This window comes from Acinetobacter sp. 243_ASPC (assembly GCF_001054715.1).
GTDB classification, from domain to species: domain Bacteria; phylum Pseudomonadota; class Gammaproteobacteria; order Pseudomonadales; family Moraxellaceae; genus Acinetobacter; species Acinetobacter soli.
On sequence record NZ_JVOR01000071.1, the window covers coordinates 61,065 to 84,118 of the forward strand.

At 40.2% G+C, this 23,054-nt stretch carries 18 protein-coding genes and 1 pseudogene; 6 read left to right on the forward strand and 13 right to left on the reverse strand.

The genetic code is table 11. The features are described 5' to 3' along the window. The first annotated feature begins 77 nt into the window (after positions 1-77). Positions 78-803: a DUF1826 domain-containing protein gene (locus ADA42_RS07275; protein WP_048764389.1), complete on the forward strand. Its 726-nt coding sequence runs from the start codon at positions 78-80 to the stop codon at positions 801-803. Here ADA42_RS07275 and ADA42_RS07280 read toward each other — a convergent pair. The 10 genes and pseudogenes from ADA42_RS07280 to ADA42_RS07325 all read right to left on the reverse strand — a co-directional run bounded on the left by ADA42_RS07280 (position 789) and on the right by ADA42_RS07325 (position 13,071). Next, positions 789-1,100, reverse strand: coding sequence for a helix-turn-helix domain-containing protein (locus ADA42_RS07280; RefSeq protein ID WP_004937522.1), 312 nt, complete (start codon positions 1,098-1,100; stop codon positions 789-791). The genes ADA42_RS07275 and ADA42_RS07280 overlap by 15 nt on opposite strands. Then, entirely contained in the window at positions 1,097-2,428 is a 1,332-nt protein-coding gene (locus ADA42_RS07285; RefSeq protein WP_048764391.1) for a type II toxin-antitoxin system HipA family toxin, read from the reverse strand. The genes ADA42_RS07280 and ADA42_RS07285 overlap by 4 nt, the downstream gene beginning before the upstream one ends. A gap of 166 nt (positions 2,429-2,594) precedes the next feature. Further along, positions 2,595-3,989, reverse strand: a complete 1,395-nt coding sequence (locus ADA42_RS07290; protein WP_048764392.1) for a methylenetetrahydrofolate reductase C-terminal domain-containing protein — start codon at positions 3,987-3,989, stop codon at positions 2,595-2,597. A 136-nt stretch (positions 3,990-4,125) separates the two neighbouring features. Next, positions 4,126-4,602, reverse strand: coding sequence for a winged helix-turn-helix transcriptional regulator (locus ADA42_RS07295; RefSeq protein ID WP_048764394.1), 477 nt, complete (start codon positions 4,600-4,602; stop codon positions 4,126-4,128). Between the two features lie 135 nt (positions 4,603-4,737). Further along, positions 4,738-6,534, reverse strand: a complete 1,797-nt coding sequence (locus ADA42_RS07300; RefSeq protein WP_048764396.1) for an acyltransferase family protein — start codon at positions 6,532-6,534, stop codon at positions 4,738-4,740. A gap of 268 nt (positions 6,535-6,802) precedes the next feature. Further along, entirely contained in the window at positions 6,803-8,167 is a 1,365-nt protein-coding gene (locus ADA42_RS07305; RefSeq protein ID WP_048764397.1) for an MFS transporter, read from the reverse strand. 96 nt (positions 8,168-8,263) lie between these two features. Then, positions 8,264-9,604, reverse strand: a pseudogene (locus ADA42_RS07310) (DcaP family trimeric outer membrane transporter); the annotation flags it as partial. A 291-nt stretch (positions 9,605-9,895) separates the two neighbouring features. Further along, on the reverse strand, positions 9,896-10,588 hold the full coding sequence (locus ADA42_RS07315) for a class I SAM-dependent methyltransferase (RefSeq protein ID WP_048764399.1): 693 nt from the start codon (positions 10,586-10,588) through the stop codon (positions 9,896-9,898). A 62-nt stretch (positions 10,589-10,650) separates the two neighbouring features. Beyond that, a complete protein-coding gene (locus tag ADA42_RS07320) occupies positions 10,651-12,345 on the reverse strand; it encodes an AMP-binding protein (RefSeq protein ID WP_004947329.1) in 1,695 nt (564 codons plus the stop codon). Positions 12,346-12,453: 108 nt separating this feature from the next. Further along, positions 12,454-13,071: a TetR/AcrR family transcriptional regulator gene (locus tag ADA42_RS07325; RefSeq protein ID WP_004947332.1), complete on the reverse strand. Its 618-nt coding sequence runs from the start codon at positions 13,069-13,071 to the stop codon at positions 12,454-12,456. A 145-nt stretch (positions 13,072-13,216) separates the two neighbouring features. On the opposite strand from ADA42_RS07325, the gene ADA42_RS07330 reads away from it, so the two are divergent. Genes ADA42_RS07330 through ADA42_RS07350 form a run of 5 tightly spaced genes read left to right on the forward strand, consistent with a single transcriptional unit; the run spans position 13,217 to position 19,723 of the window. Continuing rightward, entirely contained in the window at positions 13,217-14,389 is a 1,173-nt protein-coding gene (locus ADA42_RS07330) for an isovaleryl-CoA dehydrogenase (protein ID WP_004947336.1), read from the forward strand. 24 nt (positions 14,390-14,413) lie between these two features. Next, positions 14,414-16,015 carry a carboxyl transferase domain-containing protein gene (locus tag ADA42_RS07335; RefSeq protein ID WP_004937560.1) on the forward strand — a complete coding sequence of 534 codons (1,602 nt, stop codon included), beginning with the start codon at positions 14,414-14,416 and terminating at the stop codon, positions 16,013-16,015. Positions 16,016-16,024: 9 nt separating this feature from the next. After that, a complete protein-coding gene (locus ADA42_RS07340) occupies positions 16,025-16,828 on the forward strand; it encodes an enoyl-CoA hydratase/isomerase family protein (protein ID WP_004937562.1) in 804 nt (267 codons plus the stop codon). A gap of 13 nt (positions 16,829-16,841) precedes the next feature. Next, on the forward strand, positions 16,842-18,833 hold the full coding sequence (locus ADA42_RS07345; protein ID WP_048764401.1) for an acetyl/propionyl/methylcrotonyl-CoA carboxylase subunit alpha: 1,992 nt from the start codon (positions 16,842-16,844) through the stop codon (positions 18,831-18,833). Continuing rightward, entirely contained in the window at positions 18,830-19,723 is an 894-nt protein-coding gene (locus tag ADA42_RS07350) for a hydroxymethylglutaryl-CoA lyase (RefSeq protein ID WP_004947344.1), read from the forward strand. Before ADA42_RS07345 ends, ADA42_RS07350 begins: the two co-directional genes overlap by 4 nt. 142 nt (positions 19,724-19,865) lie before the next feature. Here ADA42_RS07350 and ADA42_RS07355 read toward each other — a convergent pair whose 3' ends face one another. The 3 genes from ADA42_RS07355 to ADA42_RS07365 form a co-directional block, all read right to left on the reverse strand. Continuing rightward, positions 19,866-21,152: a type VI immunity family protein gene (locus ADA42_RS07355; protein WP_004947347.1), complete on the reverse strand. Its 1,287-nt coding sequence runs from the start codon at positions 21,150-21,152 to the stop codon at positions 19,866-19,868. Between the two features lie 10 nt (positions 21,153-21,162). Further along, entirely contained in the window at positions 21,163-22,161 is a 999-nt protein-coding gene (locus ADA42_RS07360; RefSeq protein ID WP_004947351.1) for a hypothetical protein, read from the reverse strand. Between the two features lie 2 nt (positions 22,162-22,163). Next, positions 22,164-23,054: DUF2345 domain-containing protein (locus ADA42_RS07365; RefSeq protein ID WP_048764403.1), on the reverse strand; the 891-nt coding region annotated here is incomplete at its 5' end.

Consider the following 23,054-nt stretch of genomic DNA (forward strand, 5'->3'; position numbering starts at 1 on the left):
GACCAAAAGTTAAAGCTTTAGCGTGATTACCACTTATGCTTTAAACTATATCCCAGTTTAAATGTACGTGATCCAAGATGGCCCAACACTTGCCAAACCCTCAAATCAACACAGAATTTTCTGGTATAGATCAAATTAAAGTCGTCAGCAATTTTGCAGACCTAATGAAAACTCGATTCCACGGCGAAATGAATGCAGTTTGCTGGCACAGAGCATTGGTAGGTAACTTTCAGGAAATTGTTGAACATCTTGAACTGAAAGACAATATCACCGAAGTGACACCTAAAGATCTTTGGGCATTGGATTTGTCTACTCAGGGGAAATTGGCAAGAACGCTTATTTTAAATGACTTACAACAATTAACTAATGCGGGCGCATCACCTACCTTGAACTTGCTTAAATGTTACGAACGCGACGAAGAGCTAGATTTTATTGCGACCGATGTATATTCATATCATGTCGATCGTTCACCTATTGAAACCGATACCATCTTATGCACGTACTATGGTCCGGCCAGCGATATTATATCTAATCATCAAGTACAGCAGAAAGTAAGCATTCCGGAAATACGTGAAAAACTGAAGCAGCTTCATGATGGCCCAGCGTCTGAGTTTGAGCAATTTTTAGAAGAATATTTTTTTGACTTGCACTATGCCGAACTGCCAAATGCTCAACCGATTCATCTGGGTTTAGGTCATCTTTGGCGCTTGGCAGTGGATCATCCAACTCAGCAGGCTTTGCCTTGTGTTCACCGTGCTCCTATGGAGTATCCAGATCAGTATCGTCTTTTACTCATTTGCTGATGAAACAATCTTTTTCACCACATGATCATGGGTTGGCACCAAACCTGCTTTTAATCCTAAAGGCTTAAAAACCTTATCTAACACCGATTGCGTGAGTTTACCTTTATCCTGCTCGATATCGGTGAGCGTGCGTCGGCTGATACCCACCAGTTTGGCATATTGTTCTTGGGTGACTCCCAATACATTTTTTCTTAAATGCATTAACAGTTGCCCCAAGGTAATTTTACCCAACAGATACTGGGTATATAGGTCGATCAGGATCTGCTGACGATCTTGTGCTGGAGTATTCGGCTTCATAGCAGCTCCCAACGTTTTAGTTTCGCTTCAATATAGTCAAATGACAGAACAGGCATATCCACGATTTGCTGCGGTACGCCCTTATCGATCAAGCGTTGCTTAAGGTGTACGAGCTTGTGTGCCAAACGCTGCAATGTTTCAAAGGCAAGTTCAGGTGGGCACCACGGCGCCAGTTTTTGCGTAATCAGTGCCCAGCGATATTCTCCGCCTTCTTCGTATGGGCTTCCCCACGTTGTCGAGCGAACAACTTGTTCTGGATCGGCTTTCATCGGCGCAAAATCATAAATAGGTGCCAATGTGATGCTGCCAAATTTCTTTAAAAATGAGGTATTTCGTCCATGGTTGTCGGAATTACCAAAAATAATATTGAGTAAATCACGCTGTAACCACTCACACACAAAAGCGGAGCCATCAAAATTTGGATCAATCGAAGTTAAGATCGAACACAACTGCTCAATGACTTCAAAGTGATTGAGATGGCTACCAGCTGATTTATTAAGTATTGAATAAACTGACTCAAGACCATACCGTTGCCAGCACTCATTTTGCCATTCGGTGTCAAAGCGTGGTAACCATAAGGACGGATACTGACGACCTTCGATCAATTTCATGCGATTAACGTCAATGGTATCGAAGCCCAAATCGTATAATTCGCGATAGTAATAATATTCTGCCCTTAAGATATTACAATCAATTTCACTGCGATTATTCCTTGGAAATTTAACCAGATAGTATTGATCTGGCTGCTCAAAGTTTTGTTGATAGGTATCAATCCAGACCTGTTGTTCAGGCGATACGCGAATTAAAAGCTTGGGGGCTTCACCACCTGCACCGGTAGCACCACCACTAATGGCGCCCATCTGCTGCGCATATTCTAAAAAGTCGATATTGCGGTCGGCAACATCAGCTACAGTAAAGTATCTAAGATGTAAGGTTGAATCTGGATTGAGTGGCTCAAGCGCATCTTTAATGCGTAAATTCCCAACAGGTGCAATTCCCCCTTTTTCAAGCAAGATGCTATCTTGCTCGGTTTGAGGCAAACGTTGCAAATCGAGATAATTAACCCAGTAACGGCGCGCTGCACCCGATGGAACAATATCGTCTAGAAATCCAAACCAGCTTTTAGATTCATGTTTAATTAACAACTGTACAGGAAGTGAGAGACTACAGGCATGTTCATCGCGCTGCTCTAAATGCTGAAGTGCATAGTCGAGTTCATATTCCAGTTCACAGGCTCCTGCTACACCAAGCTGTGGCTGAAGCAATGTAAGCGTCGCAATATCTAACCACTGAGTATTTAGCAAGGCCTGTAATGTGAGTATTTTCATTTTTATAAATGAGCAATTATTTTCTCAAAAATATCACAATAACAATTTAATGTGAATATATTTGCGCATAATTAAAACTTTTAAGCATTTTTGAGCAATTTTTTGCACAATACTATTTGTGCAACACTATAAGGTATTTTACACATTTTTAGATTCAGTCTTATGGTTAAGCCTCTACGGCCAAGTACCAGTTTTTCCAAGAGCTACTGCCACGTGTTGCAATGGGAACAGTCGGAATCAGCTTATCTTTTAAAATTTGAGTTTGTTCTACTGCCTTGGCTAAGCGCGCCTTGACTGAATGTATGCACTCCCGATCGCCAAATTCACAGCGATCCAGACTGGTGCCCCCACATGGGCCATTGGCCAGTCCTTTAGGGCAGGTTTCAGGGCAGATATAGAGTGTATCGGCCAGACGACATTGACCGCAGCTTTCACAGCCAACTAATCGATGTTTACTGAATGATTCAGTTTTCAGTAACATCTTGGTCATTAGATGCGTATTCCAAAAGGCTGCCTTAAAAATAAAACGTCCAGCGTTTTTAGCCGGCTTAGACATAAACAAGGCATCGTGCATAAATTGCAAATGACGATACTTCACCACCTCAAGGCGACTCGGCTTTCGTGCACTTGGTAAGCGCTCGGGCTGTAACTCAAGCCCCGTTTGAATATGCCATAAGCGTTTATAATGCTGCTCTAGCGCAGCCAGATCCAAATGACGATACTCTTCAATATATTCAGCTAGGCGTGCTTGTTCATCTGGCTTATGGCAGGCAGACAAATGAACACCTGCAAAACCCAGTTGCTCACAAATTAATATCTGTAATGCACAGCGTGCATACACATGGGCTGTCTGTCCTGTTTGTTTTTCATATTTAAGTACATTCAGCATATGCGGTGTAATTACAATACCCGCCACTTTATGCTTGATCATGTAATTGGCTCGCGCCAATGTTAAAGGCATCACACAGGCCACAATCTTTTGAGCGTAATCATGGCTGGTTAAAAATGCTTTGGCCTGTTGAAGTGCTTTAATGTCGTAGCCGAGTTGGGTAATGATGAAATCTGCACCCGCTTTGAGTTTTTTATGGAGTTTTAAATACTGCGCATCGCGCTCTGCCTCGACATATTTAAATGGATTAAGCGCAACACCGATATGAAAACCACCAACATGTTGAGCGGCAGCCACGGCATTTACAGACTCTAAGTAGCGTGTACGGGGTCGACCATCGGTGCCGTCGCTGTGCGATTTGAGCTTATCTCCACTTAATAACAGCAGATTTTGAATATTGGCAGCTTTTGCTTGTGCAAGAAAAGCTTCGAAATCTTGTATATCACGATCTTTGCCGGAAAAATGCAGCAATTTTTCCACAGCAGAATCATATGTACGACTCGCGTCTAAGGGTGCAAGATCATGGTCTGAATGAACACGATCTGCAAGTGCCATTACGGTGGGATAACCGGCAATTTCAGTTTGAAGCGGATGATATGGTGTCAATGACGTTAGGTATTCGACCAAAACACAAAACTGACGTTGCTGAAAATAAGAAGCAAGTGATGACATGAAATCGCGTGTAGCAAAACATAACGTAAACAGGCTGCATAGTATACGCGATCTGGCTATGCAATCCAAAGCATCAGATCAATTGATACATGAAAGACATCATCCAAAATAAGCTTTAAAGCGTTGGTTAAGTTGATCATGTGCCAGTTCGACTGATTACCGGCACAAATCCTTTTCCAGGCACTGGTTGGACGTGCTTCGCACGAAGTGGAATTTTACAATGCGAACAAACCAAAACGGGTTTAAACACATGACCACATTCTTTATGAATATAATCTATAGGTGCGCCGTGACCTTGATCCATCCAAGTATTTCCCCATTGTGCCATGCTCATCAGGATTGGGTATAAATCGAGTCCTTTCTCGGTAAGTTTATATTCAAAACGTTTATTCGACGCGGTGTACGGTACTTTAACCAAAATCTCTGCATCTACTAGATTTATCAAACGTTCCGTAAGTAAATGGCGAGTGACACCCAAGCTTTTTTGAAAATCTTCAAAACGACGAATTCCTAAAAAGGCATTGCGCAAGATTAACAGCGTCCATCGATCCCCAATCACGGACAGTGTTCTGGCTATTGAACACGGCTGTTTACCGATTTCTTCCCATTTCATAGCAGCAATATCTGTAATATCGTTGATCCTAATATAGAATATATTGCGTTAAAAATCCTGTTGTGATCTATGGCATATGCCAGTAACTATCTAGTCATCTAGTACCCATCTTAACTTGTACTTCTATCTCGACTATTACCTTGAAGATTCAAATGCTTGACGAATGACAGGAACCATCAACTGGCTTCCTGTAAGCGTGAGATGGTCATCATCAAAATAATACGGACGTTTGTCTGCTGTGCTGATCTGACATACAGGTGTACAAAACGTCTGAACGACTGGTAAGGTTTGAAAATTAGGATATCGAGCTTCGAGTTGCTTGGCCTGCTGTATCAACGCCTGATTACGTTTAAGATAATCTTGTTCAGTGATATGAGAACTGCGCCCATAGTAAAGTGTGGCCGGGATTGATTTATAATAGTAATTGCCATGCTCATACACCGGAACAGGCATAATCAGGCTCAAACGAATCTGATGCTTTGCTGCTAGTTCAGCAAGACGATCTAGTTTGTTTGGGTTTAAGGTATCGACCTTATAGTGAATAAAAATCCATTTTGCATGGCGTCTTAAAGTTTCTTGAATAATAGCCTCTGGAGGCAAAATCTCTCGTGTCATCGGATCATTGACCGCGAATAAATAGGTATTGAATCCACGCTGTACTGCAATATCGGCAAAGACGTTCTTGATTGAATCTGAATGGCTATTGCCTAACAACACCACAGATTGCTTTTGTTCGTCGGTATTAATACGACAAGTGAGTGTGTTGGGGTGAATAATCGGGAAGAAAAGACCGCATCGATACACAGAGCGATCAGTTAGACCAGAAAATATGTTTTTTTCGACTTGTGTATACTGAGTTTGGTAAATGACTTTCGAGCAACCGATCAACCCGAGTACTGTAATACATCCAATGATATAAACTTTGAAGATGTGATGATATTTCCGCGTTTCGATCAATTTGTAAAGCAGCACAGACAAAAGCATGATCAATATCAAGAGCGTGACTTGCTCCTGAATATTTGCAGGGTGCATGATGGTTCCTGAAAAAGGCTTGTACAAGTACAAAACAATCACAGGAAAATGCACCAAATAAATAGAATAAGAATATTTGCCAAGATGGACAAAAATTTTAGCTATGGGTGAATTGATTAAAAACTTGGGTAAGCCAAACACTAAAATAACAGCGGTTGCGAGGCAAACAAGTAAAGCAAACAAACTAGGATGTGCTTCGATACGGTTAAAACTGTTACCGTTGACATGCATAAAGGGAATTGCAACCAGCAAACATAAACCAATTAATCCGATCCAGGATTGGTTGTATTTTAAGTTACCTTGCTCTGTGAAGTACTTGGCAACCATAAAACCAATCAAGAACTCCCAAAGCCGAAGTGGCATCATAAAGAATGAAGTTTTAGGTGATATACCGACTTCGTATATACATAAGCCCAATGAGATCAGCGTGGTTAAGAGAAGCAAAGCCCGATTTTTATTGAAAAACCAAACCAATAATGGCACAAATAAATAGAACTGTATTTCGACACCCAGCGACCAAAAATGCAGTAAGGGTTTAAAATTACTTTTGTCGAAATAGGTATTGAGCGTCCAAAAGCTTAAATTATTGGCAAAAAAGAGACTAAAAAAAGCCTGCTTTTCGACTTGTATCATTTCTGATGGAAGCAACAGCAGCATAGATGCCAACAGCGTACCGATCACCACAGCAAAATAGCTTGGTAGTAAGCGCTTTGCACGGCGCTCAAAAAAGTCGTGTACATTGCCGGTTTTATACAACACGGCCATTAAGAAACCGCTAATCACAAAAAAGATATCGACACCAAGAAAACCACTGGCCAATTGAGAAAACTCAAGATGAAACAGCACCACGAGGCTCACAGCGATGCCCCTTAAAATCTGGATATCATGTCTAAATTGCATAGCGGGAGATACAGGAAAATGTGCGCTATATAGTATTGAATCGAAATAATTTTGGCTATGCTTTTTCCATCTTTGCAGCACGATTACCACTCACCTGTTTATGGGTAGGTTTCACCACTCAAAACCTCTGGTGTATTGTCAGTTCATAATCAAGTTAAAGTGTTTTAAGTCGTTTTTCTTCTGGCCAATGAGTATTTGCATCACAAAAAGCACATCAGCATATCTAATGTGCTTTTCATGCTTTGGAAAACAATCAAGTGATTGTATGTTAGGCACTACTTGATTCGTTCAAACTTGTTTTTACTTCTTGTACTTGTTGCTCATCATCAAATTTATGACGTTTTAAAGTTAATATTGCGCAGATTGCTAACATTGCAGGGATAGAAATCATCACAAAATTCATGGTATGCGGTAAGTTCAAGGTTAATAACAGACCCGTCAAAATCGGACCGACAATCGCACCAATTCGACCTATACCCGAAGCACAGCCAATTCCAGTTGAGCGAACACTTAATGGATAGTATTGAGCAACATAGCTATAAAGAAGGATTGAAGTTCCAATCGTCGCTGCACCAGCCACAGTGACTAAACCATATAAAACATAAGCTGGAGAGTTAAATCCTAAGCCGATCAGTGCCACTACACCTGCCATCAGCATTCCCATAATTACAGGTTTTAAATGGAATTTGTCTGAAAGAATGCCGCCACCAATTGAACCCATCATGGCACCCACATTTAGGGCAAACAAGAATAAGATACTCTTGCCGAGTGAATAGCCTGTTGCAAGCATAAGTTTTGGCAACCAACTGCTTAGTGCATATACCATTAATAAGCACATAAAGAACAATACCCAAAACATAAGCGTATTGAATGCACGTCCTTGTTGAAATAAGCCTTTTACAGAACTGCCTGTGAGAACATGATCTTCATTCAGCACTAAACGTGTATTGATACCGATGCTTTGTTCAGGTGAAATTTTTTGAATGATCCTATGTGCTTGATCCGTTTTGCCAGTTTTAACCAAAAAGGTTAAAGATTCAGGCAAGAATTTCCAAATCACAGGTAATAAAATCAAAGGAACACCGGCAATCAAGAACATGATTTGCCAACCCTGACTTTCAACTAAATAACTTCCGATCAGTGCTGATAAAATGCCGCCGATGGCATAACCACTAAACATTGTGCCAACTAAAGTACTGCGAATACGTTTGGGTGCGTACTCTGATGTGAGTGCGACGAGATTTGGCATCACCCCGCCTATTCCTAAACCTGCTAAAAACCGTAAAATACCAAATTCATAAGGATTAGATGCAAATGCACCTAAAAAAGTAAAACCACTAAAGAACGTCACACAAATTAAAATAACATTTTTGCGTCCGATTTTATCTGCCAAAGCACCAAACGACATTGCCCCAAACATCATCCCGCATAACGCCGTACTGGCGAGCATGCCTGCTTGTACAGAAGTAAGAGACCATTCCTGCATGAGTAAGGGTAAAACTACGCCATAAATGACGAGATCGTAACCATCAAAAATAATAATCATTAAGCACCAAAGTAAAATACTCCAGTGAAAAGGTGTAAATTTTGCTTGATCAATTACTGCATTTACATTAACTGTAGATGTTGTCATCCTGCATCTCCTCAATGAGATAAATTCCTAATTAATATTTAAAACGACATAATGCAACTTAAAAAAAACACTGTTATTCAAGGCTTTATTGGTATTAAAATCATAAATCGCCATTATATTGATGCGATTATCCGTCCCTGTGCGACCATCAAAGGTTTCACGTTCACCGTAGACATATTCCATCCCCAAAGTAACTGGGTTGTAAGGTTTGTACATGCCATTGATCCAGCTTTGCCATAGTTCTTTATTTTGAGCTGTGTTGTCTTGATTGATTCGTGCAAAAGCATTGTTGTCCTTGGCTTTCATGTAGCCATAACCCAATGTTGAGCGAAATTGAGTATTAAATTGATGGGTAATCCCTGCTGAAATTGAATCAAACTCATTGCTTTGAATATGTTTTTGATCATCAATTACATAGCTGCTATTGCTCCATAACAGGAAACGTCCGTCACCTTTAATATGGTTATAGTCTGCTTTGAGGAAAGTTTTTGGTGTTAACTGATACTTTCCACCAATCCCGACACCCCAAGCCCATTGTTCATCTTGACTGGTTTTCTTTTCAGCGACAAAGCTACGTCCTGACAGCATAGAACCATTGGCAAACTTATGATTTATACGTCCAACAAAGGCAGGTAAACGCATTTCATTATCGGGGTCAGAGCTTGTTGTATATTTAGGATCTTCTACTGCTAAAGCAAAGCTGGTATTTGCCGTAATATTGTCACTATAACGAACCAATGGTGAGCGCTGTAATGCCCCGCCTACATAGGTCGCCGCATCGACCGTTTCCGGGTAATATTCAGGTGCGATAAACGTTGACCATGTCTGACCTAATAACCATTTATCAAAAGTTAAGTAGGCATGGCGGATACGGAATTGATCGCGTGATGCACTACCAAAGAAGTCCATTTCTAATTTTCCACCGACATCACCCATAGCAGTCGGTGTTTTAAAATTAAGACCGATCCGAGAAACATTTGCAGTGGTATGCAAGCGATCTTTTTGTTGCGCTTCTTCAGCAGTTCCTTCTAGTGGTACGCCGCTGATATTGTTGTACATCGTTGATGCGCCTTTGGCTTGATACGATGCATCTGCACGCAAATATCCATATAAATTCACCTCTGCACCAGATTTGGTGAGTGATAATTTCGGTATTGCGGATTGAACAGGTTCAGTTTTAGGTGCAACCATGACCTGAGTAACGGGCTGAGCAGGCGGAGTTTGCTGAACATAATTTTGCTGTATTGCACGCAATTCTTTTACTTCTTGACGAAGTTTTTCTATTTCTGAATTTTGCTGCATTGCGCGCAACTCTTTTACTTCTTGGCGAAGTTTTTCTATTTCTGCGCTTTCTGAGCCTGCATAACTTCCAGACATGGCAGCAAGTACAGACAGCGCTAAAACACTTTGCCGAATTGTGAAGATGAATCTTTTCATTAAAATCAATTTCCTTATTTCATGAACTTTAGCTTTTAAGTTCATTTTGTGTTTGCGTTGTATCCTTTGCAGTACTTGATGACTGCAACGCATTTCTTGTTTTAAAACCTAATCATTTGATTTTTATTTATTTAGTCTCCTTTGATTATTTTCTATAGCAATTTATTTAGACAAAAAGAACCTCACAATCACTATGAAAGTCACTTTGAATTGAACGTTTGGTAAAAATAAAATCTAAATTGTTCTTCTCATCATTTTTTCATTATGAATGCGTCTCTTTGGTTATGGGGCTTAAGCAGACTCGGAAATTTCTGCCTTTTTGGCAGTCAAACCCTGATACATTAAGATTTGACTGTATGAATGTACGTCTTCAAAACCAATGTCTTGGAGTCGTTGCTGATATTCACTGAATGAAATAGTGAAAAAGTCATTTTCCATGCGATCTAACATTTTCTGGCATTGCAATTCAGTTAGGCCTTGAGTCATACATAAATAACGTAAAGCTTGTAAATGCTGAGGGTTGCTGCAAGGCATTAAATCATAGGTCAATAACAGTCCACTCCTTTTTAAGCAACGATGGATACTGCTATAAAATTCATTTTTTTGTTCATCAGCAATAAAGTGCGCGACTAAAATAGAAAGTGCAGCATCAAAAACAGCAGCTTCAGTTAAAGTAGAATGATCGCCATGTACAAACTGTACCTGAGCTGACTTTCCCATGTGTTTAACACGTGTTTCTGCCATTTCAAGCATGGCTAAAGAAGGATCAAGTGCAGTAAATGTCCAATCAGGATGTTTATTGAGTAAATATTCCAACTCATAACCTGTTCCACATCCAACAATAAGTATGTGTGCGGTTGGTTGAAGTACAGACTGCAAAATGGCATCCACTTGTTGATGAATGATTTCATATCCGGGAATTAATTTACGGATATGTTCATCATATGCTTCAACGATCTTTGGACTATTAAAATCTTTTGCCATTGACGAAGATCCTTTGCCTTATAACTTTAAAATGCTGTTTTTCTATATGGTGTAAAACACATTTAGTCGAATACGCTTCCAGTTAAATTTAGTTCAGCACGCATGATTTCCTGTAGCTTAAACTTCTGTGCTTTGCCCGATGCGGTCATCGGAAATTCATTTAAGAATTTTACGTAGCGTGGCACTTTATTATGAGAAATGTGTTCCTTGCAGAAACTACGAATACTTTCTTCATTAATCTGATGATGTTCATGCAAAATAATACAAGCGCATAGTTCTTCACCATAACGCGTATCAGGCAGGCCAATCACTTGCACATCACAGATTGCAGGGTGGGTATATAAAAAGTCCTCAATTTCTTTAGGAAATAGATTTTCTCCACCACGAATGACCACATCTTTAATACGGCCTTTGATTTTGACAAACCCTTCAGCATCCATTTCCGCAATGTCACCTGTATGCATCCAACCTGCGGCATCAATGACTTCACGGGTTTTTTCTTCTTCGCTCCAATAGCCAGCCATTACCGAGTAGCCTCTAACGCATAATTCGCCTAAAGTTCCTTGTGGTACGAGTTGTCCTTCAGGATCTACGATTTTGATTTCGACATGAGGATGAACTTGTCCAACCGTACTGACACGTTTATCAATCGTGTCATTCACGGAGCTTTGTACGCTTACGGGTGAAGTCTCGGTCATGCCATAGCAAATCGTGATTTCTGACATATGCATACGATCAATCACCCGCTGCATAATTTCACGTGGGCATGGGCTTCCCGCCATAATTCCTGTGCGCAAGCTAGATAAGTCAAATTCATTAAATTGTTCATGCTCTAAAGTGGCGATAAACATGGTGGGTACGCCGTATGCTGCCGTACAACGCTCGTTGTGAATGGTCTTTAGTGTTTCTAATGGATTAAAAACAGCTGATGGATATACCATAGTAGAACCATGTGTGATACAGGCCAGATTTCCCATAACCATACCGAAACAGTGAAATAAAGGTACTGAGATACACACTTTATCTTGTGGCGTTAAACCAATGCCCTCTCCTACAAAATAACCATTATTCAAAATGTTATGATGAGTAAGCATTGTGCCTTTCGGATTACCCGTTGTACCTGATGTAAATTGAATATTAATGGTTTCATCAAATTGCAATTGCTGCGTCGCTAATTGTAATTGATCGAGTTGTTGTTGACTTGGTGCAACAACTAGATCATTAAAACGATGAATACCTGTATGCTGTTTTTCATCAATTTTGATCACAAATTTTAAGAAAGGCAGACGCTCTGAATGAATCATTTTGTCAGTACAGACAACAATTTCTGGTGCAATTCGCGTCAAAAATTCTTGATAATCAGTCGTTTTGAATTGTGATGCGATGACCAATCCTTTGCAGGAAACTTTATTCAAGACATACTCTAACTCATGGCTTTTGTAGGCAGGATTTAAGTTCACTAGGATAATTCCTGCTTTAAAAGCTGCAAACTGAGTGATCGTCCATTCCACACAGTTTGGTGACCAGATACCAAGTCGATCGCCTTTCCTTAAACCGAGCTGGAGCAAGCTACAGGCAAAAGCATTCACTTCATCCTGTAGCTCTTTATAGCTCAACCGTCTGTTCTGATGTGCACTTACAATCGCTTCTTGATCGGCATATTGCTGACAAGCTTGATCAAATTTTTCTCCAATCGTCATTCCCAATAAGGGCTGTGAACTTGGTCCAGAGGCATAGCTTAACCGTTGTTGTTGCATTGAATCATTCTCCTTGATTCTTTCTAATTCTGTTCCGATTTCATCTCTTGTTATTACTGCAACTACTTTTCAAACTGCCTTGTTTTGTTTTTTACTACTGTTTATCTCCTATTTTTTCCTCACGGCATTCACACAAAAATCAGCAATCTGTTTTGAAAAATAGTCTTTATGTTGCTGATCGAACTTTGTATTTTGAGCTGGGTCCAGAGGTTCTACGGCGACATAAGTCATCGCGCCAACCACACAAAGTGCTGTGGTGTTTAAATCCTCCAATGCAAACTCTCCACTCGCATTTCCATCTGCGAGTATTTTAATAATACTCTGCTTAATCAACTGCTTAACACGAAAACGCTCATGCTCTACCAATGAATCAACAGGCTCGAACATGAGTGAATATGCAAGCTGAGGGCTGTTTAGTGCCCTTTTTACAAAGGTGGTTACCGCTTTATGTAGCTTCTGCTCCGCCGTTAGATCACTTTCTGTAATCGCATCAATCACCAACAATTCGGTATTGATCGCTTCTGACAAAACTTCGATCAGCACCTGACTTTTATTATCAAAATAGCGATAAACCAACCCACTCGAAACACCTGCTTGCTCAGCAATTGTTTGTATCTGTGCGTCTTTAACCCCTCTTTCTGAAATTAACTTTCTGGCTGAATTCAAAATCGACTTACGATTTTGTTCCATCCGTTCTTGCATTAAAGATGATCGTTTATAGTTCATAAGATTTATTCTCTAACAAATAAAATGAATTGTAAATCATTTTATGAATCTGTATTCACTTTTTCAAAAATTCATTGTATGGTATATCTTAAGCACAAACAAGAATGCTTATGGAACAACAAATATAATCAATAGGATGAACACAATGAACCTACGTAGCTTGAATTTTGGTCTGGATGAAACATTGATTGCCCTTCAAGATTCAGTTGCCGCATTTTGTGCAAAAGAAATAGCACCAATTGCTCAGCAAGTAGATCAAGACAATAAATTTCCGAGCCATTTATGGAAAAAGTTCGGTGATATGGGCTTATTAGGCCTAACGGTTTCTGAAGAATACGGCGGCACAAACCTCGGTTATCTTGCTCATATTATTGTTATGCAAGAAATTTCTCGTGCTTCAGCTGCAATTGGACTTTCATACGGCGCACACTCAAATCTATGTATCAATCAAATCAATCGCAACGGCAGTGAGCAGCAAAAGCAGAAATATCTTCCGAAATTAATTTCTGGTGAATATGTCGGTGCCTTGGCGATGTCTGAACCGAATGCGGGTTCAGATGTGGTCAGTATGAAATTACGTGCTGAACATAAAGGTGATCATTTCGTTTTAAATGGTTCCAAAATGTGGATAACCAATGGCGGTGATGCTGATGTTTTAGTGGTATACGCAAAAACTGACTCACATGCAGGCGCTAAAGGCATGACTGCTTTTTTAGTTGAAAAAGACATGAACGGTTTTAGTCATGGTCATCATCTAGACAAACTTGGTATGCGCGGCTCAAATACCTATCCATTATTTTTTGATAATGTAGAAGTCCCGGTTGAGAACGTGTTGGGTGGTGTCGGTAATGGCGCCAAAGTCCTGATGAGTGGCTTGGACTATGAGCGCGCAGTTTTAAGCGCAGGCCCTCTTGGCATTATGGACGCCTGCATGGATGTTGTGATTCCTTATTTACATCAACGTGAACAATTTGGACAAGCTTTAGGTGAGTTCCAGCTGATGCAAGGAAAACTTGCTGATATGTATTCAACTTGGCTGGCTTGCAAAGCGCTTGTATATGCAGTTGGTACAGCCTGCGACAAAGCAGATCATGACCGTAGCTTACGTAAAGATGCCGCAAGTGCCATTTTATATGCAGCCGAAAAAGCGACATGGATGGCAGGTGAAGCAATTCAAACTTTAGGTGGCAATGGCTATATCAATGAATTCCCTACAGGTCGTTTATGGCGTGATGCAAAACTTTATGAAATTGGTGCAGGCACATCTGAAATTCGTCGTATGTTGATCGGACGTGAATTGTTTAATGAAACCAAATAATAACGATAAATCAGGATGCATCATATGAATCAATTACAAAGCAAAGTGAATGTGCGAAGTGAAGACTTTAAAACAAACCAACAAACTATGCAGACTTTGGTTAATGATTTAACACAAGTTGCCCAAAATATTGCATTAGGTGGCGGAGAAAATGCACGTCAAAAGCATTTAGCACGTGGAAAATTGCTTCCACGTGAACGTATAGATCAACTGATTGATGTTGGTACAGCTTTTTTAGAAATCGGACAACTTGCTGCGTATAAAGTTTATGAAGATGATATTCCTGCTGCGGGTGTGATTGCGGGTATTGGACAGGTTAATGGTGTAACTTGCATGATCGTTGCCAATGATGCAACGGTTAAAGGTGGCACGTATTATCCGCTTACGGTTAAAAAGCATTTACGTGCTCAAGAAATTGCTGAACAAAATCACCTACCTTGTATTTATCTTGTAGATTCAGGTGGTGCGTACTTACCAATGCAGGATCAGGTATTTCCTGATCGTGATCACTTCGGGCGTATCTTCTACAATCAAGCACGTATGTCGAGCCAAGGAATTGCTCAAATTGCGGTTGTGATGGGTAGCTGTACCGCTGGTGGTGCTTATGTTCCTGCGATGTCGGATGAAACCATTATCGTACGTGATCAAGGAACTATTTTCTTGGGTGGTCCTCCTCTAGTTAAGGCTGCAACAGGTGAAGTCGTAAGTAGCGAAGATTTGGGTGGTGGTGATGTACATACGCGTCTTTCAGGTGTTGCGGATCATTTGGCAGAAAACGATGAACATGCAATTGCGATTGCACGTAATATCATTGCCAATTTGAATAAAAAAACAAACGAACTCAATAAGCAGATTGATGAACCTTTGTTCGATGCCAAAGAGTTGTATGGAGTAGTTCCTAGCGATGCGCGTAAGCCATTTGATGTACGCGAAGTGATTGCACGTATTGTCGATGGTTCTCGTTTTGATGAGTTTAAAGCTCGTTTTGGTTCCACGTTAATCACAGGGTTTGCATCACTTTACGGGATGCCTGTAGGAATTATTGCCAATAATGGCATTCTATTTTCAGAGTCGGCTCAAAAGGGTGCGCACTTTATTGAGTTATGTACCCAACGCAATATTCCCTTGTTATTTATTCAAAATATCACGGGCTTTATGGTGGGTCGCCAATACGAAAATGAAGGAATTGCCAAGCACGGTGCAAAACTGGTGATGGCGGTTGCAACAGCAAATGTGCCAAAAATCACACTCATCATTGGTGGCTCGTTTGGTGCGGGTAACTATGGTATGTGTGGACGTGCTTATTCTCCACGTTTCTTATGGACTTGGCCAAACTCACGTATATCCGTCATGGGCGGTGAGCAAGCAGCCAGCGTACTTTCGACTTTGAAACGTGATCAGATCGAGCAAAAAGGCGCAGAATGGTCAGCACAAGAAGAAGATGAATTTAAACAACCAATTCGTGATCAGTATGAACGCCAAGGGCATCCTTACTATGCTTCTGCCCGTTTGTGGGATGATGGCGTAATTGATCCAGCTCAAACTCGACAAGTACTGGGATTAAGCCTTGCAGCAGCTTTAAATGCACCGATTCAACCGACTAAATTTGGCGTGTTCCGCATGTAAGAGGTGTTTATGAGCTATCAATTTCTACAACTGGAACAGCATGGTTTAGTGGCGTATGTGTGGCTAAATCGCCCTGAACTACACAATGCCTTCAATACAACGGTGATTGAAGAATTGCATAGGTGTTTTAAGCAACTTGCTATTCGTGATGATATTCGGGTTGTGGTTTTAGCGGGTCGTGGTAAAAGCTTTTCAGCGGGTGCAGATCTGAACTGGATGAAACAAGCGGGTCAAGCTTCTGCCGAAGAAAATGAAGCTGATGCTTTAAAACTTGCACAGATGCTTGAAGCACTTGCAACTTTAAAACAACCAACGATTGCACGTGTTCATGGCATTGCTTTTGGTGGTGGGATGGGTTTGGCATCTGCATGTGATATTTGCATCGCTAGTACCGATGCAAAGTTTGCAACCTCCGAAGTTCGACTGGGTCTTGCCCCTTCTACGATTAGCCCATACGTGATTCGTGCGATTGGCGCTCGACAAGCTTCACGTTATTTTTTAACTGCTGAACGTATTACTGCGCATGCAGCAAAACAAATTGGCTTGGCACATGAAATTGCAGATGCGGAAGATTTAGATAAAAAAGTTCAAGAGATCATTGATGCTTTATTGCTAGGCGGACCACATGCTCAAGCTGCTTCTAAGCAACTGATTCAGATGGTCAGCAATCAAAGTATGGATAATCAATTACTTCGACAAACTGCTCACCACATTGCGCAAGTGCGTCAAGGCAGTGAGGCAAAGGAAGGCTTAACCGCTTTCTTAAGTAAGCAAGCTCCAGCATGGACTTCAAATTCTAATAACAACAATTAAGGATGACCAAAAAATGTTTGAAAAGATTTTAATTGCGAACCGTGGTGAGATTGCTTGCCGTGTAATTCGAACAGCAAAAAAATTAGGTATTGCGACGGTTGCGGTTTACTCAGATGCAGATGCACATGCACAACACGTTAAACTTGCAGATGAAGCGGTTTATATTGGTCAATCTCCTGCAACACAAAGTTATTTACAAGCTGATCGCATTATTCAAGCGGCGATCGATACAGGAAGCCAAGCGATTCATCCTGGTTATGGTTTTCTTTCGGAAAACGATCAATTCGCTTTGGCCTGCCAGCAGCATAATATTTGCTTTATTGGTCCTCCGGTCGATGCCATTTTAGCGATGGGCTTGAAAGCCACCTCAAAAGCCTTGATGGAAAAAGCAGGTGTACCTCTAACGCCGGGCTATCACGGAACAAATCAAGATGCTGAATTTTTAAAACAACAAGCAGATGAAATTGGCTATCCTGTACTCATCAAAGCCAGTGCTGGCGGTGGTGGTAAAGGCATGAGTCTGGTAGAACGTAGTGAAGACTTTCTCTACTATCTCGCGCTGTGCAAACGTGAAGCCAAATCGAGTTTTGGTAATGATGACGTACTGATTGAACGTTATGTGACTCAACCACGTCACATTGAAGTACAGGTGTTTGGTGATACACATGGCAACTATGTGCATTTATTTGAACGGGATTGTTCTGTTCAACGTCGTCATCAAAAAGTACTAGAAGAAGCGCCTGCTCCACAAATGCCAAGTGAAAAGCTCGATGCAATGCGTCAAGCTGCAATTGATGCTGCGCGTGCTGTGGATTATGTTGGCGCTGGTACGGTTGAGTTTATCGTTGAACAAGACGGCACAGCATATTTCATGGAAATGAACACACGCTTACAAGTCGAACATCCTGTGACTGAAATGATTACTGGAGAGGACTTAGTCGAATGGCAATTACGAGTTGCCTATGGTGAGCCATTACCCAAATTACAACATGAGCTACAAATTCATGGGCATGCACTCGAAGCACGTATTTATGCCGAAGAACCAGACAAAGGCTTTTTACCTGCAATCGGTAAAATTGACTATCTTCGCTATCCAACGCAAAACCAATATGTCCGTGTAGATAGTGGCATTGTTGAAGGTGATGAAATTACCACTTTCTACGACCCAATGATTGCCAAATTGATTGTATGGGGTAAAAACCGTGAAGCTGCTTTAATTCAGATGCAACATGCGCTTAGTCAGTTCCATGTCGATGGTTTAGGCAATAATATTGCCTTTTTGGAAAAGATTGTGCGTTGTGATTCATTTAAACAAGCAAATTTGGACACCAACCTCATCCAGCGTGAAGAACAATTTTTGTTTAGCCCAGCGAATATCAAACCTGAGCTTGTTGTTGCGACGGCATTCATTGAATTTCTCAGCAAAATGCAAAATAACCAATCGACTCAAAAGCAACTGTGGTTGGCACAGCCTTTATGGCGTAGTAATGTCACATATCAACACAGTATTAAATTGAACTTTATAAATCAAAATATTCAAATTAAGCTTTCTGCTGCTGAACACGGATTTAACGCAGAATTTAATGGTCAGCAGTATCACATCACAGGTCAATTAACTGATTATCATACTGCAAATATTCAAATTGATGGAATTCAACAAAAACTCGCTTTTAACCGAGGTTTGCAAGGCATTACTCTATTTAACGCTGGACAAAGTTATAAATTCAGCTACTTGCGTCAGGATTATAATCAAACTGATAGTCAATCTGAGCAAGGACATCTCAAAGCCCCAATGCCTGGCGTAGTAACACAACTACTTGTAGGCGCAAATCACGCCGTGAAGAAAGATGATGTGCTTTTAACGCTTGAAGCGATGAAAATGGAATACACCATCCGCGCGCCTAAAGATGGTGTAATTTTAGATGCCTATTTCCAAGTAGGTGATCAAGTCAAAGCTGGTGATGAGCTTGTGGACTTCCAAGCTACTGAGGGGGAAGTTGCATGAATGACTATGTAAAAATAGTAGAAGTTGGCCCACGTGATGGTTTGCAAAACGAGAAACAAGCTTTAAGCATTGAACAACGATTGAGCTTTATCAATGATTTAATTGACGCAGGTTTAAAGTTTATTGAAGTGGGTTCATGTGTATCAGCTAAGTGGGTACCACAAATGTCGCAGAGCGATGAGTTATTTAAATTGTTGCCACAACGTGATGATTTAAACTTGAGCTTGCTGACGCCAAATCTTAAAGGCTTCGATGCTGCCCTAGCAGTAGGATGTAAAGAGGTTGCAGTCTTTACCGCAGCTTCTGAGAGCTTTACCCGAAAGAATATCAACTGCTCGATTGATGAAAGTCTGGAGCGATTCTCTGAAATTTTCCAAGCCGCGCAAGCAAATCATGTGCGCGTACGCGGTTATGTGTCTTGTATGGTGGATTGTCCTTATGAAGGTGCAATTGATCCCAAACAGGTCGTAAATGTCGTCAAACGTTTATATGAGATGGGGTGTTATGAAATTTCATTGGGTGAAACCATTGGGACTGCAACACCAGATCGAGTTCAGAAAGTTTGGCAGGCATGCTTAGCAGAACTGGACAGCAACATTTTGGCTGGACATTTTCATAATACTTATGGCATGGCAATTGCCAATATCTATCAATCTTTACAGCAAGGTATTCGAATCTTTGATTCTTCGCTTGCTGGACTGGGTGGTTGTCCATATGCCAAAGGTGCATCAGGGAATGTTGCAACTGAGGATTTGTATTATTTACTGTCTCAAATTGGATACGAAACAGGGATCAATCTAGAAAAGCTGATGTTAGCGAGCCAAAATATCAGTCAGACATTAAAGCGAAAAAACTTATCAAATTATGCAAATACTTATCTTCAGCAGTGAAAATTGATAATTTTTAAAAGCGTTCGTTCATCCTAAACAAAATGGCAATGTTGCATTGAGCTTATTGCCTAGTAATATTTTAAACATTATTAAGATGACCTTAAAGCAATCTAAGGCCTTATTTTAACTTTAAATTACCTAATCATTGCTTATTCGTCACCTCTAAATACCAAATGGTTTCTCCCCAACTATTATTTTCAATTTGAGGCATTATCTCACCCTGTTCGAAATAACGTTTTTCCATATTGTTTGCAGGACTATACCACTCACCTGTTTGTGGGCAAGTTTCACCACCTAAAACCTTTATTGTATTGTTATCTAATACTCCTGTTTGAGTTTTTTTAACTCGTTTTCCTTCTGGCCAATGACTATCTACATCAAAACGTGCAATCCATTTTGGAGAGTTCTCTATATCAAATCTTGGGTTTGGATCATCTTCCCAAGCATCTAAAGTCGTTAATTTTAATTCGTTACATCGGATTGGCTTGATCAGCTCATTCGCCATCACCAATAAATCCGGTATTCCTTCTTCGACTGGATAAAGTGACAACTCTCCAAGGCGTATCCATAAACTAAATTTTTCAGAGTCTGTTGGGTATGATAATTTAGTAATCTCAATTCGAGGATCATTCAGCTTTAAACGTATTTGCTCTTCGCTTAACCCTAATTGATCTATCCAGTAAGGTGAAAGTAAAAAACACCACGTCGGTGTTCGTATGCCAGCAGCTAAAGAGGGGGCATAAATCAAATCATCAGCGTCGTCATGTGAAAAACTCATATTACTCGGATGATCAATATCTAATCCATAAAAATAATCACTAAAAATCCGTTCTGTTGTTTCAAACTCTGGTGATACCATTGGGAATTGAGCTGTATTACCAATTTCATAACCACTATACGCCTGAATCGGATTAAGTTTTATCAAGCATTCTTTAACAAACGTATACCATCTATTTTTATTTTCTCGAAACCACTTGTCACCAAAGCTTAGTTTCAGACTAGAGTATCTTGAACCATTATCACGAATATTGCTTTGTAAAGCCCAACGTGCACTTTGCGTATCAGAGTCTCCCGTTGTTGCGGCAATAAAATAAACAAAATACTTTTTATAGCTCTCATGCATTTCATCTATCATTTCTTGACGCGTACGTTGCCATTTTTCTGCCTTTTTCCATATACTTGTTTTATGTCGATATCTGAGTCTAAATGATTTATCAATAATTTCATTTTCGAATTCTTCATATATATCGATAATTTTATTAGCAACTACTTCTACTTCATCTTCATGGTGATAAATATAAAAAGTAATATAAGGGCAAATACCGAATTCCTGATCTTCCTCACCATAAATAATCGATGTATCGTTCGGAATATCCCGTACTAACTCAAGAATTTCTTCATTATTTAAAAAAGTTTCTGACGTACTCATTTAATATTCCTTAATTCGTTTTACGCTTTTTATTTGTTGTGACTGGCTTCGATTCTTTAGCTTCGCTAGGTGAAACATCTTCCGGATAGCGAAATAATGATAATTTAAACCCTTCACTTGCTGTAATCTTACTCGCATGTTTAAGATTAGCGCACTGTTTTTTCAAGTCATTATAATTATCAAACTGTGCTTTATCAATTCGATCATTCTGAAACTTGATCTCAACCAATGCAAAAATATTAGTCAACGTTAATGGTTCACCACGATATTCTGGAATAATAATATCCGTACCAATGATACCCCTACCTTTATAGGGCATTGGCCAAAATGGATTCAGTTCAGACCCGACTCTTTTAATACGTGTCTGGCTAGCTAACTGGGGAGCTAAATATTTTTTAGTTTTTAAATCGTAACCAAAACATACTTCTGCTTTTAAAGGGCTACGCCATTTTAAAAGCTCATCCATAAATTCAAACATAAAGTTTACGGCAAGTTGCTTTAATCTAACAATAATATATTCATCGACATTTGCTCCTGCTAACTCTTCGGCCGTCATCTTCAATAGCTTCGCTACAATATCAACTTTACTTTTAGGAATAACATCTTTTAATTTTTTACCCTTTTGTTTTCTCAGCTGAATCATTGGCAAATGATCTGCTTTTTCGCAAATTTGACTAATAATTGGCCTAAAAGGGATTTTTTGCTTTATCGCTGCAGTAATTAAATTACTTTTGACCTGTGGTCTTCCAGATGCAGACTTTGTCGTATTCGTCTGTTTATCCCCTGAAGTCAAAGTAGTTAATAGCACTTTCTCTCGCTGTCGATCAATCTTATCAGTAATTTCTTTATCAAGATTTTGCATGATTTTTTTAATTTCATCTTTTGCTTTTTTTATATTGTCTTGATAGTTTTTAACCTCACCATAAGCATTTGTCGCTGTACGATATAACTCATAAGCTGTTGCGGCATATCCCGCTAACTCAATTATTCCAATAATGACAGGAAGCATCGTTATTTTTCTCCCTTGGTAACTTTATTAACTGCTTGCTCTAGCTTTGCCTCCCAATTTTCGGTTATTCGCTCACTTTCTCGCATTACAGATTTATAACCAATAATTTTCTCACTGTACTCTGTGACTACTTGCTCTGTAAAACCCTGATTATCTGTAACTCCTTGCTTCATTAAATTATCGTTTGAATCTTCAATAAAATACTTATAGCCTTGAAAGTTTCTACCATCGGTTTTGAATAACTGATACTGCGCAGAATATGGCGATTGAGCAATTTCTAATTTATTCAATTGAGGTAAATCTAGTGAAACTTTCTGTCCACCCACAAACACATGCTGCCCCGCTTTAAATTCTGCTTTACCACCTGTTCTAAGAATGATCCCTTGCTCATTAATTTCAACCTGAGACGTTTCTGCGGTAATCAAAATCCGTTTTGGAGCAGATACATTAATTACATTCTCGGTAGAAATAATCTGAATATCCTTACGTGCAATTAAATCCGCCCCATCTCCCTGTGCCTGTAACTCGATCTTGCCCTTGCCCGCATACAGGCGGGCACCTTGCTGTGCTGCAAACAAACTAATCTTGTCACTGGCATGGGCAATCAGACTTTTTTGCGTGCTTATATTCAGGCTGTCTCCTGCATGCTGGCTCAGTTGGCCGTCTGCACTCAGGTGGATGTCTTGATTACTGCTCATGGCGATGCTGCTAGGTGCACTTAAGATCATCAGCGCTTGTTTAAACGCCGCTGCCTTGTTCTGGTCCTGTTCTTCGATTTGTTCCAAGAACTGTTTGATGTTGTCCAGTACTTCAAGCGGGTCAGTCTGCTGATTTTTGGCCACTTCACTTAAGGCTTTGGCATTGTTCAGGCTGCTTTCAAGCTGCTGGCTGGC